The sequence below is a fragment of the Flavobacterium oncorhynchi genome (assembly GCF_002217355.1).
Classification (GTDB): domain Bacteria; phylum Bacteroidota; class Bacteroidia; order Flavobacteriales; family Flavobacteriaceae; genus Flavobacterium; species Flavobacterium oncorhynchi.
Genome location: NZ_MUHA01000013.1, coordinates 23096 through 41535, shown reverse-complemented (window position 1 = coordinate 41535; position 18440 = coordinate 23096). Strand labels below are relative to the sequence as shown.

Genomic DNA, 18440 nt, shown 5'->3' with positions numbered 1-18440 from the left:
TTTACTATTATTTACTCGTTTACTCGCTGAATATAATTAAATAAATTGATATGATTTACAATGTCACTAAAGATAAACTTATTGCTATATTGAATTCGTGTTAAACAGATAAAAATAAAATAATTATCTTCCCAACTTTTTGTTGTTTTTTGTTCTCTATAACAATATGAACCTTAATTTTTCTATCATGAAATTAAAATTGTTTTTGTCTGCGTCGGGCATTTTTCAAATGAATTTGAATGTATTTCTTTTCTTTCTTGTTTTTGTTGGAACAAAAACTTTTGCACAAAGTCCTGAACTTACTGTTAAAGGTGAAGAAGCCGAAAAAGTGAGAATGAATAAGCTTTTCGTCAATGTAAAAGTGGTGGGCAATATTGCTTACACGACTGCCGAAATGCATTTTTTTAATTCAGGAACTCGTCAAATGGAAGCAGAACTTATTTTTCCGCTGCCAGAAAATGTTTCGGTTTCCAGATATGCGATTGACATAAACGGGAAATTGCGCGAAGCTGTTCCGGTGAATAAAAATAAAGGAAAACAAGTTTTTGAGGCAATCGAACATCGTCGTGTTGATCCAGGATTATTAGAAAAAGTCGATGGAAATAATTTTAAAACAAGAATTTATCCATTGCTGCCAAATGGCGAACGAATTGTTGTTATTGGTTATGAAGAAGAACTTTCGGCTTTTGATAAAGATAATTTAGCGTATCAATTGGTAAGCCGATTTCCAAAGAAATTAGATCAGTTCGAAATTAATGTTTCGGTTTTGGGAGCTGAAATGGCACCAATTGTTACTGAGAATTCAGGAAACGAAATTACTTTTTCAAAATGGAATCAGGCTTTTCAGGCTTCACTAAAAAAAGAAAATTATCAGCCACAAGAAAAAATAGTTCTTAAAATTCCAATTCAGCAAAATATCCCAAGTGTTGTGATGCAGGATGCTGGCGGTCAATATTATTTTTATGGAAATACTTTTATAGAGGGAAACAAAATCGCTAAAAAAACTCCTGCTTCAATTGGTTTGATTTGGGATAATTCATTGAGCTGTAAAAACCGAGATTTAAAGAAAGAATTGGATTTGCTGGATGCTTATTTCCAAAAGATAAAAAACACAAAAGTGACTTTGTACTTTTTAAATTACACTTTTGAAAAGCAAAAAGAATTTGTGATTTCTAATGGAAATTGGAGTGAATTAAAGACCATTTTAGAAAATACAAAATACGATGGAGGAACGCGTTATTCTCAGATTAGTTTTGAAAATCAAGATGAATTTTTATTCTTCTCCGATGGATTATCTTCTTTGAGCGAAAATTTTATGCCAAAAACTAAAAAACCTGTTTACGCGATTACCTCTTCAGTTTCTGCAGATTTTGCTTTTCTGAATTTTTCTTCAGCAAAAACCGGCGGGAATTTCATCAATTTAAACCAGATAAATTCAGAAACGGCTTTGGATAAAATGACAAATTCAAGTTTGAAGTTTCTTGGCATAAAAGAGAATTTGACTGTGACTGATTTATTTCCGATGGAAGGAACTTCAGTTTCGGGAAATTTTAGTTTTTCAGGAATTTCTTTAAATCCAAAAAACGAAATCACTTTATTATTCGGCTATAATAATGAAGCTGTTTTAGAAAAGAAAATTATGCTTGATGCATCTGTTCAAAGTGCTATTGATGTAAATATTGAAAAACTTTGGGCGCAGAAAAAAATTGCCAACCTTGAACTGCAATACGCTAAAAACGCAGATGAAATAGAATTTCTTGGAAAGAAATTTGGCATTGTAACCAAAAATACTTCATTGATTGTTCTGGAAAATGTGAGAGATTATATTATGTACGATATTATTCCCCCAGCAGAATTACGTGCTGAATTTGACAGAATTAAAAAACAAGAACATGATACTACTCTGGCTCAGCAAAAAAGTAATTGGGACAATATAGAAAGTTATTTTAAGGGATTAGATGTTTGGTGGAAAAAGAATCTTAAGTATAATGGGCAAAAAATAGCATCTAAGTACAAACACAAAAGACAAGTTCCGCCACCGCCGCCGTCAAGTGCTGAAAGCAGAAATGGGGATTTAAGAATTGGAACTGACACTATAATTGGAACTGAGACTATAAAAGGAGATCCTGATGCTGCTGTAACAATAGACGAACCTGTTGGAGCAGGATCAGTTTCAACTGTTATTGTTGAAGATAATGCTGTGTATAATACCCCTCCTCCGTCATCTCCGCCAAAAATTGATCAGGTAAAATTTGTTGCACCTGTAGTTGCAAAAGCACAAGAAGTTACTGAAGATATACCATTAATTGTGGAATTAAAGGATAAGAAAGTTGGAAGTGAAGTAATTAGGGAAGATTCAAATTCTACTAAATTACAAGAAACAGTTGTAGTGGGATACGGTACTCAAAAAAAATCAGATTTAGTGGGTTATCTTCCGGAAAATGCTTCAAAAAACAAAGACCTTTCACAAGATTTAAATTTCAGTAGAGGTTATTTAGCTGGAGATTCAAAAAAGCCTTTAATTATAGTTGATGGTCAGTTTTATGAGGGTGAATTGACTGATTTAAAGTCAGATGATATTGATACAGTTGATGTTTTGAAAGATGCGTCGAGAATTTCGGCTTATGGCAGCAAAGGGGCAAATGGAGTTATTATTATAACAACGAAAAAGCAATCTTCAAATAGTGGAGTTGTGCAAACAAAAAGTTGGAATCCAGACAGATTGTATTTAAAAGCGTTGGCCTCGGCTCCAAAAGAAAAACAATACGATTTGTATTTGGATTTAAGAAAAGCACAAGAAAGAAATCCGAGTTTTTATTTTGATGTAGCTCATTTTTTCTACAATCAAGGCGATGTTAAAAAAGCACTGCTGATCCTTAGTAATATTGCTGATTTAGGTTTAGAAAATCATCAGCTTTATAAAACTTTGACTTATACGTTGCGTCAGTGGAAAGATTATAATGATGCCGTTTTTACCGCAAAACAAGTCGTAAAATGGAGAGAACATGAACCACAGAGTTTTAGAGATTATGCTTTAACACTAGAAGATGCAGGAAAATATCAAGAAGCTTTTGATGAATTAATTAAAGCCCTTGAAGTAAATTATTATGGAGAAATGAGCGGTCAGTATGAAGGTGTAGAAGATATTATTTTAATGGATATTAATCGAATGATAACAGCACATTCTGCTATAAAAACGGCTAAGCTTGATAAAAAGTACCTTGCAAAAATGCCTGTTGATATCAGAATCATTATGAACTGGAACCAAATGGATGTTGATTTGGATTTGCATGTAATTGAACCAACAAATGAAGAATGTTATTACAGCCACACTTCTACACAAATTGGAGGAAGGTTTTCTAAAGATTTTACAGAGGGTTATGGCCCAGAACAATATATAATCAGAAATGCTGTAAAAGGAAAATATCAAATTAAAACTAATTTCTTTGGAGAAACGACATTGACGGAAAATGGTCCGGCAACATTAATGGTCGAAATTTATATTACCAAAGCAGGAAAAACTTCTAGGACTTTAAAAACAATTCAGTTAGGGAAAATAAAAGAGAATCAAGCTTTAGCCGAAATTATTTGGTAAAGTCTTCTAATTAAACGGATGTCTTTTAAATTTAAAAGGCGAAATTGCGTTGTTCCATTCTAAAAACGTAATTTTGCCTTTTATTTTTTTAGGTTTATAAAGCAATCTAAAATAAGCAATCTAAAATTAAAGAATGACAGGAACCGTTTATAAGTCTACAGGAAGTTGGTATACCGTAAAATCTGAAAAAGGCGATTTTATCGAATGCCGTATGAAAGGGAAGTTTAGGATGAAAGGAATTAAAAGTACCAATCCTATTGCTGTAGGCGATATTGTCGATTATGAATTAGAGGAAACTTCGGATGCTTTAACGGGAACAATTCATAATATTCACGAAAGAAAAAACTACATCGTTCGTAAATCGGTTAATTTATCCAAGCAGATTCATATTATAGCTTCGAATATCGATCAGGTATTTTTGTTGGTTACAATTGATAATCCACCAACAACAACAAGTTTTATCGACCGCTTTTTGGTTACTGCCGAAGCATATGGAATTGAAGCTGTTCTAATTTTTAATAAAATTGATACGCTGAATGAACAGACTTTAGACGATCAGCTTTATTTACAACATATTTATACCGAAATAGGATATAAATGCCTAAGAATTTCTTCAACAGAAAATAAAGGAGTTGATAAATTGAAAGAAATGATGGTTGGAAAAGTAAGTATGTTCTCAGGACATTCTGGAGTTGGAAAATCAACTTTGGTGAATGCGATGGAACCAAGCCTTCATTTAAAAACTACCGTAATTTCAGAACAAAGTAAACAGGGACAGCATACAACAACTTTTGCTGAAATGTATGATCTGTCTTTTGATGCCCGAATTATTGACACACCAGGAATTAAAGGTTTCGGAATTGTTGATATGGAACCAACAGAAATCAGTGGTTATTTTCCAGAATTTTTTAAGCTTAAAGATCAATGTAAGTTCAATAACTGTTTGCATAAAGAAGAACCGCATTGCGCCATAAAAGCTGCTTTAGAAAAAGATGAAATCGCCTGGTCGCGCTACAACAGTTATCTTAAGATATTAGAAGGCGATGAGGAACATTACCGAACTGATATTTATGGTGATGATCGTGCAGCAAGTGATGAAACGAGAAAGTAATTAAAATTCCAAATTCCAAAACAGAATACAAAAGTGATTTTATTGTAGAGATGTACCGAAGTGTATCTAACATATTGATTTTGAAATCTTTTTAATCCTTTTAATCTGTGGCTAAAAATAAAAGCAAAGAATGAGAGTAGTTGTCCAAAGAGTTTCCGAAGCATCTGTAACAGTCGATGGTCAAAAAACAGCCGACATAAAAAAAGGGTTATTGATTTTAATTGGAATTGAAGATGCCGATACTCAGGAAGATATTGACTGGCTTGCTGGAAAAATAGTAAAAATGAGAATTTTTGGAGACGAAAATGACGTTATGAACTGCTCGGTTCAAGACATCGACGGCGATATAATTGTCGTTAGTCAATTTACACTTCACGCTTCTACAAAAAAAGGAAACCGACCATCTTACATAAAAGCCGCAAAACCTGAATTTGCGATTCCCATGTATGAGAACTTTGTAAAATCTTTAGAAAAAGAGTTCGATAAAAAAGTACAAACTGGAATTTTTGGCGCTGATATGAAGGTAAGTCTGATAAATGATGGACCTGTTACTATTTTAATAGACAGTAAAAACAGAGATTAAAAAATCATTAGACAAATGTTAAGGATTTCTAAAAATAATATATATTTGGCGAAATTACTTACTAATGAAAACTGCTTTTATTACGTTATTTTTTCTCGCATTTTTCTCCACTTCTTTTGCCCAAAAGAACGAATATTCTGTTTTAACGATCGCAGATAGCTTAAAAGAGAATGCAAATGCCGTTGTTCGTTTAGATCAAACTGATATTATTATTGCTTCGCAGCGAAGCATGAATATTAAAAAACAAAGAGTCGTATCTGTTTTAAATGATAAAGGATTAAATGATATTGATGCTTTTGAACATTATAATAAAACAACTTCAATAAAAAGTATCGAAGCAATTGTTTATGATGCATTTGGAAACGAAATAAAAAAAATAAAACGAAAAGATTTTATTGACCAAAGTGCAGTTAGCGGTGGAACGCTTTTTTCTGAAAATAGAGTGCTGTATCTAAACTATATTCCAGTGTCTTATCCGTTTACAGTTGTATATAATAGTGAAATTGAAACTAGTACAACTGCTTTTATTCCTAGTTGGTATCCCCTTGAAAGTTATTTTCTTAGTGTCGAAAAAAGTGTATTGAATGTTACTTTTCCTAATGCGCTTGGATTCAGGAAAAAAGAGTTTCAATTCTCGGTTTTTAAGATCAAAAAAGAAAAAGAGACTGATACTCAGATTTCCTATACAGCAGCCAATATTTTTGCTCAAAGACCAGAAGATTACAGTCCTGCTTTTAGAGATTTATATCCACGAGTAACGATGGGGTTAGAGTATTTTAATTTAGAAGGAGTTGATGGAAATGCTAAAACCTGGTCTGAGTATGGAAAATGGTTTTCGGATAAAATTTTAAATGGAACTACAATTTTACCAGAAGAAACTAAAACAAAAATTAAAACACTTGTCGGCAATGAAACGGATCCTATAAAAAAAGCAAAAATCATTTATCAATATGTACAGGAGAAATCCAGATATGTGAGTATTCAATTAGGTATTGGAGGTTTTAAACCTATGCTGGCAACAGATGTTGATCGTTTAGGATACGGAGACTGTAAAGCATTATCTAATTATACAAGAGCGCTTTTAGATGTTGTAGGAGTTCCGTCATATTATACTGAATTATATGGTGATCGTGATCTAAAAGATATTGATGAGGATTTCTTTTCGATAGAAGGAAATCATGCAATTTTATGTATACCAAATAATGATAAATATGTTTTTTTAGAATGTACAAGTCAAAGTGATCCTTTTGGATATCAAGCAAATTTTACGGATAATCGAAAAGTTATCGTAATTAAACCAGAAGGAGGCGAAATAATAAGAACAAAAATTTATGAATCAAAAGATAATACTCAATTCAGTAAAGGAAGCTATTCTTTAGACGAAAATGGTATTTTTTCAGGTAAAGTAAATATTATTTCAGCAGGTTCTCAATATGGAATTAAGCAACAAATTGAAAAACTTCAGCCTACAGAAAAAGAAGCACATTATAAAAAATACTGGGATAATATTAATAACATCAAACTTGGTAAAATAACATTTGAAAACGATAAAGAAAATATTCGTTTCGCTGAAGATATACAATTAACAGCAGCTAGTTATGGCGCTATCACAGGAAATAAAATGATTTTTACTGTTGATGCTTTCAATCAAAACTCAAATAATGTTAAACGAATAAGAAACCGTAAAAATCCATTTCAAATTCAACGCGGTTATTTAGATACAGATGAAATTGAAATAAATCTTCCTACAGGTTTTAGTATCGAATTTCTTCCTCAAAATTACGAGCTTAAAGGAAAATTCGGAGAATATAAAACAGAGATAATTAAAAAAGAAAATAATAAGCTAACCTATAAAAGGTCTATGTATTTAAATCACGGAAAGTATTCTAGTAAAGAATATGATGAGTATAGACTTTTTATGGAGCAAGTTTCGCGAAACGATAACGCAAAAATTATATTAACCAAAAACTAACCCAAATAAACCATAACCAAAATGAAATTTAGTAAACCATTATGTTTATCAATTCTGTTGTTGTTTGTTTCAAAAATAAACGCGCAGGAATTTAAATTAGGAAAAGTGTCAATTGCAGAACTGGAACAAAAAGTTCATCCTAAAGACTCATCGGCCGTCGCAGCGATCTTATACAAAAAAGGAAAAACAAGAATTGAATATGACGCAAACGACGGGTTTATTACTTTGACAGACGTTGAAACCAGAATTAAAATTTACAAAAAAGAAGGATACGAGTGGGCAAACCAAAAAGTTTGGTATTATAATAACGGTAGTTTTAAAGAAAAAGTTAGTTTTTCTGATGCAGTGACTTATAATCTGGTAGACGGTAAAATTGAAAAAACAAAGCTAAAAAGCGATGGAGCTTTTGATGAAGTTGTAAACAAATTTAGAGGACAAAAGAAGATTACGATGCCTAATGTAAAAGAAGGGTCAGTTATCGAATTTAGTTATTCGGTAAGAAGTCCTAGTGCTCAGTCAATTAGGGAGTGGGATTTTCAGAGCAGCATTCCAGTGAATTATTCAGAGTTTAAAACGTACGTTCCTGAGTATTATGTTTTTAATACAAAACAAAGAGGATACGTTTATCCAAAAATTACAACTGAGAAGAACTCAAAAGATATTATCTTCACTAGTAAAGAGCGATCTGATGGTGTTTCTCGAACTAGTTTTTCGCAAGATAAAGTAGCTTATCAAGAAACGCAAACTACTTACGTTGCTACGGATTTTCCAGCAATGAAAGAGGAAGCGTATGTTAATAATATTGATAATTACACATCAAGCATCGCACACGAATTATCGATGACCAGATTTCCAAATTCACCACTAAAGACTTTTTCAACAGATTGGAATTCTGTAACAAAAACAATTTATGATTATGATGATTTTGGTCCGGAATTAAATAAAACTGGCTATTTCGAGGAAGATTTGAAGAAAATATTAGCTGATAAAAATACTATGGAAGAAAAAATTTCAGCAATTTTTAATCATGTTAAAGAAAATATAAAATGGAATGATTACTACGGATATGGCTGTGATAATGGAGTAAAAAAAGCGTATAAAGAAAAAACAGGAAACATTGCCGATATCAACTTGATGTTAACGGCTATGCTGCGCAATGCAGGATTAACCGCAAATCCAGTTTTAGTAAGTACACGTTCTAATGGAATTTCAGTTTTTCCAAATAGAACCGCTTTCAATTATGTAATTGCTGCTGTTGAAACACCAAATGGAAATATTTTATTAGACGCTTCGGATAAATTTGCAACTCCAAATGTTTTACCATTTAGAGCGTTAAACTGGTTAGGAAGATTAATTAGAAAAGACGGCAGTTCTGAAGAGGTGGATTTAATGCCTAAAAAGGCTTCAAATGATATTGTTTTTATAAATTACAGTATTGATCCAGAAGGTAAAGTTACAGGAAAAACAAGAAGGCAGTGTACAGATTATAATGCGATGATTACCAGAAAGAATATTTTTAGTTTAAAAGAAGAAGAATATTTAGAAAAACTAGAGAATGAGAATAATAAAATAGAAATTTCTGATTACTCAAAAACAAACGAAAAAGATCTCTTAATGCCAATTACAGAATCATATTCGTTTGCAGGGAATAATTTATGCGAAGTTATAGGAGGTAAAATATACGTTAGCCCAATGTTGTTTTTTACAAACGAAAAAAATCCATTTAAACAAGAAGTAAGAGAATATCCAGTAGATTTTGGGTATCCGTTTTTAGATAAATATAATATTATTATTAGGATTCCAGAAGGTTTTGCAGTTGAGACTCTTCCAAAACCTGCCATTATTAATATGGAGGATAATTTAGGAAGCTTTAAATTTAATATTGCTTCAGATGGCAGTACATTGCAATTAAATATTCAGCATCAGATAAATGAAGCAATTGTTTCAACGGATCAATACGATATGCTGAAAGAATATTATAAAGGAATGATTGCTAAAGAAACAGAGAAAATAGTTTTAAAAAGAATTTAATATGAACTTTAAAACCTTAGTATTAATTGCTTTTTTAATCTTTGGAATTGTGAAAACCAACGCTCAAAATTATGAGCTTGGAAAAGTTACTGTTGATGAATTGCAGGAAAAAATACATCCTGCAGATTCTTCAGCTGCAGCCGCAGTTTTATTTAAAAAAGGGAAAACGGTCTTTACTTATAATGATAAAACCGGTTTTTCAGCAATTCATACTTATGAATTTAAAATCAAAATATACAAAAAAGATGGTCTCAAATGGGCCAATCAGAAGGTACAATATTATGTTGGATATCAGAATTTAAATGACGACTTGTTGACATTTTCAAATGCGGTAACCTACAATCTTGAAAATGGTAAAATTGAAAAAACAAAGCTTGAAAATCAAGCACAATTCAAGAAGAAAATTAATGAATACTGGAATGAAAAATCAATTACATTTCCAAATGTAAAAGTTGGGTCTATAATAGAATATAAATATATTTTAAAGACTGAAAACATTGTTCAATTTCCCGATTTTGATTTTCAATATAGTATTCCTTTAAATTATTTTGAATATAAAACAGAGTTTCCAGAATATTATGTCTATAAAACTCTTTTAGTAGGTAATCATGTCTTAGAAAATAATTCTAAAATAGTTACTGGAAGTCAGGGTTTTACAGATAAATACGGTCAAAGTCTTACGATGACTTACAAGCAGATTAATGCATTTTATTCGGGGAAAAATATCTCTGCGCTAAAAGAAGAACCTTATGTCAATAATATAGAGAATTACCGAGGCTCTATTAAACATGAATTAGAACGTGTTCGAATGCCGGATCAGCCTGTGAAGGATTATACAATAACATGGGAAGGTGTAGCTTCTACTATTTTTAAAGATGATCATTTTGGGAAAGAGCTCAATAATAATAGTTTTTTGTTGGAAGACGTAAAAAAGATAGTTGCAAATGTTCCGTCTCAAAAAGATAGAATGAATGTTATTTTTCAGTTCGTTCAGAATAAAATGAACTGGAATGAAATTAATAGTTTATACACAGATAAAGGAATTGAAAAAGCATATAAAGATCAAACTGGAAATATTGTAGAAATCAATTTCATACTGTTAATTATGTTGAAATGGGCAGGAATAGAAGCAAATCCCGTTTTGGTGAGTACAATTGAAAATGGAATTCCAATTTATCCTACAAGAACCGGGTTTAATTATGTAATTGCAGCAGTTGAAATTGATGGAAAGCAAATTTTATTAGATGCATCTAGAAAACTTACATCACCAGATATACTTCCTTTAAATGTTTTAAATTGGAAAGGAAGATTAATTAAGAGTGACGGAACTTCTAAAGAAATTGATTTAGTTCCGCTACAACCTTCAAGAGAAAATGTTAATATAAGCTTTAGAATTAATGAAGAGGGAAAAATCGATGGAAAAATTAGAATTCAAAGAACAGATTATAAAGCTTATAGATTTAGAGTCGAAAACGGAAAACAAAACCAAGAGAATTATCTCGAAAAATTGGAGCAGCAGCTTGGCGATCTAAAGATTTCTGATTATTTAGTAACTAATAAAATTTCCAATATTTCCGATCCGCTTGTAGAAACTTTTACTTTTGAAACTGATAATTTTGTGGAAAGGATAGGAGGGAAATTGTATGTAAGTCCTATGTTGTTTTATACGCAGTCAAAAAATCCTTTTGTACAGGAAGATAGACAAATGGGAGTTTATTTTGGATATCCTACACAAGAGAAAGTTTTTGCAATTTTGGAAATTCCACAAGGTTATATTGTAGAAATGCTTCCAAAATCAACCAGACTTTCGCTCGAAGATAAGTCTATAAGTTTATCATTAAATATTTTAAGCGAAGGAAACAAAATTCAATTTAGCTTTTCAAAAGACATTAACAATAGTATTTTTGCAGCTGAAGACTACAATGCATTGAAAACTTTGTTTCAAAAAATGATTGCTAGTCAAAATGAAAAAATTGTTCTAAAAAAAGCTTAAAGATGGATTTGAAAAATGCACAGTTAGATGTTGATACTTGGATAAAAGAACACGGCGTTCGTTATTTTAACGAATTAACAAATATGGCTCAGCTTACAGAAGAAGTAGGCGAAGTGGCTAGAATTATTGCTCGTCGTTATGGTGAACAATCTGAAAAAGAAAGTGATAAAAATAAAGATTTAGGCGAAGAATTAGCCGATGTTGTTTTCGTTGTTTTATGTTTGGCGAATCAAACAGGAATCGATTTACAAGCCGCTTTTGATAAAAAAATGGACTTAAAATCAGTTAGAGATAAAGATCGTCACAAAAACAACGATAAATTGAAATAATTGTGAAATTTTAACTCAGATTTTGATTTACGGGCGAGGAGTGGTAAATTGCGCACTCGAATTATGTCACTCACAATTCGCAACACATAACTAAAATCATGAATTTAAAATTAAGCACGAATTCACAATTTACGATTGATAATTCGCAACTAAATATCACGGGTTCTAAAAGCGAAACAAATCGCTTATTATTACTAAAAGCTTTATTTCCAAATATTACATTAGCCAATACTTCTAACTCTGATGACAGCGAAGTAATGCAGAAAGCTCTAGCTGGAAATGACGAAATTGTTGACATTCATCATGCAGGAACAGCAATGCGTTTCTTAACAGCATATTTTGCAGTTAATGAAGGCAGAGAAGTGGTAATGACAGGTTCGAGCAGAATGCAAGAGCGTCCGATTAAAATTTTAGTTGAAGCTTTGGCACAATTAGGAGTTGAAATTTCATATGAAAAAGAAGTTGGTTATCCGCCAATTCGAATCAAAGGAAAAAAAGTAACTGCTTCAAAAGTTACTTTAGCAGCGAATGTTAGCAGCCAATATATTTCGGCGTTATTGTTAGTAGCGGCAAAATTAGAGAATGGTTTAGAGTTGACTTTAGAAGGAGAAATTACTTCGATTCCGTATATCAAAATGACTTTGGCTCTGTTAAAAGATTTGGATATTCAAACTAGTTTTGAGGGAAATGTAATAAAAGTTTATCCTAAAGAATCTGTTGAATCGAAAGAAATGGTTGTAGAATCTGATTGGAGTTCTGCGTCGTATTTCTTCAGCCTCGTGGCTTTGGCCGATGCTGCAAAAATAACTTTAAGCAGCTATAAAGAAAACAGCTTGCAAGGAGATTCAGAATTAGTTTCTCTTTATGAAAAAATGGGTGTAAAAACTACCTTCCAAAATAATCAAATGACTTTGGAAAAACAGGCAGGTTTTGCATATGAAGATGTAAATTTTGAATTGAATAATACACCAGATATTGCACAAACAATCGTAGTAACTTGTTTAGGTTTAGGAATAGGATGCTATTTAACAGGTCTTCATACTTTAAAAATTAAAGAAACGGATAGACTTGAAGCTTTAAGAATCGAGCTTACAAAATTAGGAGCCAATATTTCTGTAACTAATGATAGCTTGACTTTATTGCGATCAGGAGAAATTAATCACGATGTTCATATTGCAACTTACAACGATCACCGTATGGCAATGGCATTTGCACCGCTTGCAATCAAAGTGCCAATTATTATTGATGATGCCGAAGTGGTTTCTAAATCATACCCAGATTTCTGGAACGATTTAAAAGCGTTAAACTTTCAAGTTTCAGAATTGTAAATTTTTTTGAACCATATAAGAAATATAAGNNCTTATATTTCTTATATGGTTAAAAGAAGTATTTTTAGTGGTTGGCAAACCTCACTAAATCAAGGGCTTTTGAAAATAAACGTCAAAACACTTGACAACGCCTATCTCACAATCGTATATTTGCAAGCGATTTAAAATTTTAGATAAAAAAGTCTAAGATTGATATTTTAAAATCTAACTTCAAATATGAAATTATCACACTTCAATTTCAATTTACCGAAAGAACTTTTGGCTGAATTTCCAGCAGAAAATAGAGATGAATCTCGTTTAATGGTAATTGACCGTCAAAAACAAACAATAGAGCACAAAATGTTTAAAGATGTTATCAATTATTTTGATGACGGAGACGTTTTAATTCTTAACAATACAAAAGTTTTCCCTGCGCGTTTGTACGGAAACAAAGAAAAAACAGGTGCAAGAATTGAGGTTTTCTTATTAAGAGAATTAAATTCTGAGCAGCGTTTATGGGATGTTTTAGTTGATCCAGCTAGAAAAATCCGTATTGGAAATAAACTTTATTTTGGCGATGACGATTCATTAGTTGCCGAAGTAATTGATAATACAACTTCTCGTGGTAGAACATTACGTTTTTTATATGACGGTTCTTACGAAGAATTTAGAAACAAATTGACAGAACTTGGAGAAACTCCAATTCCTAAATATATCAGCAGAGAGGTTACTGCCGAAGATGCTGAAAGATACCAAACCATTTATGCAAAAGAAGAAGGAGCTGTAGCGGCACCAACTGCTGGTTTACACTTCTCAAAACACCTTTTGAAAAAATTAGAAATCAAAGGGGTAAACTTTGCTGAGGTTACACTTCACGTAGGTTTAGGGACTTTTAATCCAGTTGAGGTTGAAGATTTATCTAAACACAAAATGGATTCAGAAGAATTAATTATCAGACAAGAAGCTTGTGACATTGTAAATGAAGCAAAAGCAAAGAAAAAACGTATTTGTGCTGTAGGAACAACTTCTATGCGTGCAATCGAAAGTTCTGTTTCTTCTGCGAATACTTTAAATCCTTATGAAGGATGGACAAATAAATTTATTTTCCCTCCTCACGATTTTAGTATTGCAAACTGTATGATTACTAATTTCCACACACCAAAATCAACATTATTAATGATGATTTCTGCTTTCTGTGGTCATGACTTAATGAAAAAAGCATACGACGAAGCAATCAAAGAAGGATACAAATTCTATTCTTACGGAGATGCAATGTTAATTCTTTAATTAGAATTTATCTTATAAAGAGACCCGACAAGTTTTTAGAACCTGTCGGGTTTTCTGTTTTTAATGGTTTCAAGTTTCAAGTTTGACGTTCGTTATGCGATTTAAGCGCAAAGTTCGCAAAGCTTTGTGTTCTTATGCATTTGGCAAACACAAACGGAACAAAAAATCTTGCGAACTTTGCGGTTAAAGACTAGGAAGCATATCAACTTGAAACAAAATAAACAATTTTTGTTATTTTAGCATTCAAAACAAAAACACAATGACTTTTCAAAATACACGCGAATTCGCGAAACAATTAGATGCTCAAGATTCATTGAATCACTATCAAGACCAATTTATTTTTCCAAAAGTAAATGATAAACGAGTAATTTATTTTACTGGAAACTCTTTAGGATTGCAGCCAAAACGCACAAAAGCTTATATAGATGAGGTAATGAATGACTGGGCAGAATTAGCTGTCGAAGGTCATTTTTATGCAGATAAACCTTGGTGGGATTATCAGGAAAGATTTGCTGAACCATTGAGTAAAATTGTGGGAGCGCTTCCTTCAGAAGTTACCGTTATGAATACTTTAACCGTAAATCTTCATTTATTGATGGTTTCTTTTTATCAGCCAAAAGGAAAGCGTTATAAAATTATCTGCGAAGAAAAAGCATTTCCATCAGATCAATATATGTTTCAAAGTCAAGTGAATTTTCATGGCTATAAACCAGAAGATGCCATTGTAGAAATCAAACGCCGCGAAGGAGAGCATAATATTCGTCTTGAAGATGTCTTAGCGAAAATTGAAGAAGTTGGCGACGAATTGGCTTTAGTTTTAATTGGAGGCGTAAATTATTATACCGGACAGGTTTTCGATATAAAAACTATTACCGCAGCCGGACAAAAAGCAGGAGCAAAAGTAGGCTGGGATTTAGCACACGCTGCTGGAAATATCAAATTAGAACTTCACGATTGGAATGTAGATTTTGCTGCTTGGTGCAGTTATAAATATATGAATTCGGGACCAGGAAATGCTTCTGGAGTTTTTGTTCACGAAAGACATCACAATGATCCAGATTTACCACGTTTCGCTGGCTGGTGGGGACACAATAAAGAACGTCGTTTTAAAATGGAACCAAACTTTGATCCTGTTCAAGGTGCAGGAGGATGGCAGATTAGTAATCTTCCAGTTCTGTCTTTAGCACCCTATTTAGCTTCTGTAGAAATGTTTGCTGAGGTTGGAATGGATGCTTTAATCGCAAAACGTGATCATATAACATCTTATTTAGAATTTATTTTGCACGAAATTGATAAGGAGGTTGAAAGTACTTTTGAAATTATTACACCTGTAAATCCAGAAGAAAGAGCCTCGCAATTGTCTGTTTTTCTACATGGAGAAGGAAGAAGCTTGTTCGATTATTTAATGAAAAATGGAGTTATTACAGATTGGCGTGAACCAAACGTAATTCGTCTGGCGCCAGTTCCATTATATTGCTCTTACGAGGATATGTATGACTTTGGACAAATTTTGAAAAAAGGAATTTTAGGGAAGTAGAAAGAAGAATCTCGCAAAGTTGCAGAGGCGCAAAGTTTCTATGCAGTTTGTCATTTCGAGGAACGAGAAATCGCACTAGTTGCTCCACAAAGTATGTCACCAACTTTGTCGAATTTCTAGTGCGATTTCTCGTTCCTCGAAATGACATAAAATTGCCAATAAAGTCTATAATCTTCAAATCATATAAACTTTCCAAAAAATTCTGTAATAAAGATTATAGCAGATATTCTTTATTTTGTAGTGTATAATTATTAAAAACTACAATCATGAAAGGCTTATATATTTTATTAGCGGTAATATTTTTAACTTCTTGTCAGAATCAAAATAAAGAGGATATAAATAAAGCCAAACAAGCCAGTATTGATTCAATGAAAGTTGAGATTAACAAGCAGCGAGTTATCGATTCAATGAAGACTGAAATGGCTAAGATTAAAGAAGAACAAAAAATTGAATCTGAAAAAGAAAAAGTTGTTGTTGTACATCAGCAAGCAAATGGAACTGCTGCAGCGACAACAGCAGCAGCACCAGCTAAAAAGAAAGGTTGGAGTTCTGCAGCTAAAGGCGCGGTAATTGGTGCAGGAGTTGGTGCAGCAACTGGAGCAATTGTCAGTAAGAAAAAAGGACAAGGTGCAATTATAGGCGGATTAGCGGGAGCAGGAGTTGGAGCCGGAACAGGTGCTATTATTGATAGTAAAAAGAAAAAAGAATAACTGCTTTTTCTGTTTAAATAAATAACCCCGATTAAGAAATCTTGATCGGGGTTTTGTTTTAAGCTAATTGCAAAGTTGGTAATGAAATTGCGTTTAATTCGGATTTATAAAAATCGAATTGTTTTTTGATTTTTTCTTCTTCAGCTTTAAAGTAAAAAGTAGATGAAAATAGATTTTGATAATATTCAATTCCGTCTAAAATATTTGTTTTAAAAGAATTCCATTTTTTAAGCTGATTTGCGCTTACTTCACCAGAAATTGTTTCAATTTCATTTCTAAAATAATCAACATACATTTTCAATTCTTTCACAAATAAATTAGGGCGGTCATTTGTTCTTAAAATTGTTTTTCCTTGATAAATATGCTGTAACATTTGTTTTAATGAAACTTCATGGTCAAAATAAGCCATATTTGGTCCTGGACAAATTACAACGCCTTGCGCTTGACCTTTTATTTTAATGTCATTTTCAAGATAAGAAGCATTTGCTAAACCAACACATAAACATGATTTTTCTGTGATTTTGATTTTGCTTTTTTCAAATGCATCAGCAGATAAAGTATCTTTTACGCTTTCTAATTCTGCCAATTTTATATCCTGATATTTTTTTGAAGCCGTACAAATTCCGTGAGGATCATATTCCTTACTTAACGCTAAAAATTTCTTCGGGCATGAACTTCCCGCTTTGTTTTCATGAATACGTTTTTGCTTTAAGATTTCGTTTGAAGTGCCGCGCAGAGTATTAAATGGAACTCCCAAAGGTGAAATATGACTTAAATACAAATCATCTTCTTTGGCTTTCATTAATAAATTTCGTGTTTCCTGATCTACAGAAGTAGCTTCTGGAACTAATAAAAATGGAGTTCCCCAGCCCACAGAATCAACTTTGTATTGGTTTAATAAAAATTCATGCTCCTCAGCAGTTCCAACACCGCCTTGAACCGTAATTTTTAACTCTAAAGGATTTTCTGGAAAAGCTTGATTTTTTAGCTGTAGCGCCTTAATCATTAAATCGTGAGCAGATTGTACCAATTGCTCTTTTTTCTGTCTGAATTCCTCTAAAATAGTCCCTAATAATAGTCCGTCAGTTGCAAAAGCGTGACCGCCGCAGTTTAATCCAGATTCAATTCGGTATTCAGAAACCCAAAGTCCCTTTTTAGCAAGGAAATTACCCTGAATCATAGCCGATCTAAAATCACTCACTTTTAGAATGATTTTCTTTTTCAGTTCGTTTTTTTCATTTGGAAAAAAATCTTTGAAGTTTTCAAAGTAGCTGTACAATCTCGGATTCATTCCTGCAGAAAGTACAACAGACGATTCTAGATTACTATTTGCAAAACCTCTTAAAGCTGCGTGAGCGTCATTAAATTCAATTGGAAGCTGTTCATTTTTAATAAAATTATCTTTGTCCAATTTTGTCATAATGTTAACGTCAATTTCTCCTGGAAAAAGATGTGATTCAATATAGCTTTGAATGTTTTCTTTAAAAGAAATACCATCATCCAATAAATTCTGGAAACCTTTTTTGATATCAGAAGTATTAGGCAGCATCGACATGAAATTTTCAAGAGCTGTTTTGCTTTCTGCTAATTCAGTTTTAAAAGTTTCAAATTTTTCTTTTACAATTTTGTCAACTAAATTTAAGTAGGAAGTAATTCTTTCAGCGCGATAATCGTGAAATTTCTGACTTATTTCTTCGTATGGAATGTTGAATTTAGTGCTGTAGAAATTACGCATCTTTTCAATTAGATCGTCATCAGCGATTGAAACCACAGACGAAATCCCGTATTGAGCCACTCTTATTGGGCTGTCTATCGTATAGGCAAGTCCCATTACCGGAATATGGAAAGTATGCAAAGGTGTTTTTGTCATTTGTTTTCAGGTTAAAATAAAAGCAAATGAAAAAAAAAATATTTTTTAAAAACCTGATAATTATCAGGTTTGTAGATTGTTTGCCACAAGTTATGCGAATTCGCGCCATTTTTTT

The 18440-nt window shown here is 32.3% G+C and carries 12 protein-coding genes; 11 read left to right on the top strand and 1 reads right to left on the bottom strand.

What is annotated here, in order from left to right:
• Window positions 1–187 precede the first annotated feature (187 nt).
• The 11 genes from B0A75_RS10685 to B0A75_RS10635 all read left to right on the top strand — a co-directional run bounded on the left by B0A75_RS10685 (window position 188) and on the right by B0A75_RS10635 (window position 16455).
• Complete coding sequence (locus tag B0A75_RS10685) at window positions 188–3595, top strand: VIT domain-containing protein (RefSeq protein ID WP_089054265.1); 3408 nt, start codon at window positions 188–190, stop codon at window positions 3593–3595.
• Window positions 3596–3728: 133 nt separating this feature from the next.
• On the top strand, window positions 3729–4706 hold the full coding sequence (gene rsgA / locus B0A75_RS10680) for a ribosome small subunit-dependent GTPase A (protein ID WP_089054264.1): 978 nt from the start codon (window positions 3729–3731) through the stop codon (window positions 4704–4706).
• A gap of 130 nt (window positions 4707–4836) precedes the next feature.
• Window positions 4837–5289: a D-aminoacyl-tRNA deacylase gene (gene dtd, locus B0A75_RS10675; RefSeq protein WP_089054263.1), complete on the top strand. Its 453-nt coding sequence runs from the start codon at window positions 4837–4839 to the stop codon at window positions 5287–5289.
• 64 nt (window positions 5290–5353) lie between these two features.
• Complete coding sequence (locus tag B0A75_RS10670; protein ID WP_089054262.1) at window positions 5354–7261, top strand: DUF3857 domain-containing protein; 1908 nt, start codon at window positions 5354–5356, stop codon at window positions 7259–7261.
• Between the two features lie 21 nt (window positions 7262–7282).
• Entirely contained in the window at window positions 7283–9292 is a 2010-nt protein-coding gene (locus B0A75_RS10665; RefSeq protein WP_089054261.1) for a DUF3857 domain-containing protein, read from the top strand.
• Between the two features lies 1 nt (window position 9293).
• Complete coding sequence (locus B0A75_RS10660; RefSeq protein ID WP_089054260.1) at window positions 9294–11285, top strand: DUF3857 domain-containing protein; 1992 nt, start codon at window positions 9294–9296, stop codon at window positions 11283–11285.
• Between the two features lie 2 nt (window positions 11286–11287).
• Complete coding sequence (locus B0A75_RS10655; RefSeq protein ID WP_012022600.1) at window positions 11288–11614, top strand: nucleotide pyrophosphohydrolase; 327 nt, start codon at window positions 11288–11290, stop codon at window positions 11612–11614.
• 98 nt (window positions 11615–11712) lie between these two features.
• Window positions 11713–12942 (top strand): 3-phosphoshikimate 1-carboxyvinyltransferase, encoded by a 1230-nt coding sequence (locus B0A75_RS10650; RefSeq protein ID WP_089054259.1) that lies wholly within the window; start codon window positions 11713–11715, stop codon window positions 12940–12942.
• A 216-nt stretch (window positions 12943–13158) separates the two neighbouring features.
• Window positions 13159–14208, top strand: a complete 1050-nt coding sequence (queA, locus tag B0A75_RS10645) for a tRNA preQ1(34) S-adenosylmethionine ribosyltransferase-isomerase QueA (protein ID WP_089054258.1) — start codon at window positions 13159–13161, stop codon at window positions 14206–14208.
• 259 nt (window positions 14209–14467) lie between these two features.
• Window positions 14468–15745: a kynureninase gene (gene kynU / locus B0A75_RS10640; protein WP_089054257.1), complete on the top strand. Its 1278-nt coding sequence runs from the start codon at window positions 14468–14470 to the stop codon at window positions 15743–15745.
• Window positions 15746–16011: 266 nt separating this feature from the next.
• Window positions 16012–16455 carry a YMGG-like glycine zipper-containing protein gene (locus B0A75_RS10635; RefSeq protein ID WP_089054256.1) on the top strand — a complete coding sequence of 148 codons (444 nt, stop codon included), beginning with the start codon at window positions 16012–16014 and terminating at the stop codon, window positions 16453–16455.
• 58 nt (window positions 16456–16513) lie between these two features.
• Here B0A75_RS10635 and B0A75_RS10630 read toward each other — a convergent pair whose 3' ends face one another.
• Window positions 16514–18325, bottom strand: coding sequence for a hypothetical protein (locus B0A75_RS10630; protein ID WP_089054255.1), 1812 nt, complete (start codon window positions 18323–18325; stop codon window positions 16514–16516).
• Between the last annotated feature and the right edge of the window lie 115 nt (window positions 18326–18440).